This window comes from Candidatus Paracaedibacter symbiosus (assembly GCF_000757605.1).
GTDB lineage: Bacteria > Pseudomonadota > Alphaproteobacteria > Paracaedibacterales > Paracaedibacteraceae > Paracaedibacter_A > Paracaedibacter_A symbiosus.
Map to the genome: position 1 here is coordinate 1 of NZ_JQAK01000037.1, position 709 is coordinate 709.

General features: G+C 37.7%; 1 protein-coding gene. It reads left to right on the forward strand.

Going from position 1 to position 709, the window contains the following annotated elements:
- Positions 1 to 709: ABC transporter ATP-binding protein (locus IG80_RS0112030; protein ID WP_032114267.1), on the forward strand; the 709-nt coding region annotated here is incomplete at both ends.

Sequence of the window (709 nt, forward strand, 5' to 3'; positions counted from 1 at the left end):
TGTTTCCAAAACATTTGACGGTTTTCCCGCTGTTAACAACATTAGCCTACAGATTTTTCCAGGAGAATTTTTTTCTCTTTTGGGTGCTTCAGGATGCGGTAAGACAACTTTGTTAAGGTTATTAGCAGGTTTTGAGATACCAACCTCAGGTAAGATATTTATAGATGGTTTAAATATGACGAATGTCGAACCATATAATCGACCTGTTAATATGATGTTTCAATCATATGCTCTTTTTCCTCATATGACCGTTGAACAGAATATAGCTTTTGGTTTGAAACAACAAAAAATGCCAGAAAATGATATTAAGGATCGTGTTATTTCTATGTTGGAGCTTGTTCATTTAAGAAAATATGCAAAACGAAAACCTCAGCAATTATCCGGGGGACAAAGGCAAAGAGTCGCTCTTGCCAGAAGCCTTGCAAAACAACCCCGAGTTCTTCTTTTAGATGAGCCTCTGGGAGCCCTTGATAGGAAATTGCGTGAACAAACTCAGTTTGAACTTGTTAACATCCAAGAAACATTGGGAGTTACTTTCGTTATGGTTACACATGATCAAGAAGAAGCGATGACAATGTCGACGCGCATTGGTGTAATGGAAGAGGGACGTATACGCCAAATTGGAACACCTACAGAAATTTATGAATATCCCAGTTCTCGTTTTGTTGCAGATTTTATTGGAGAGATGAATATTTTTGAGGGATTTGTT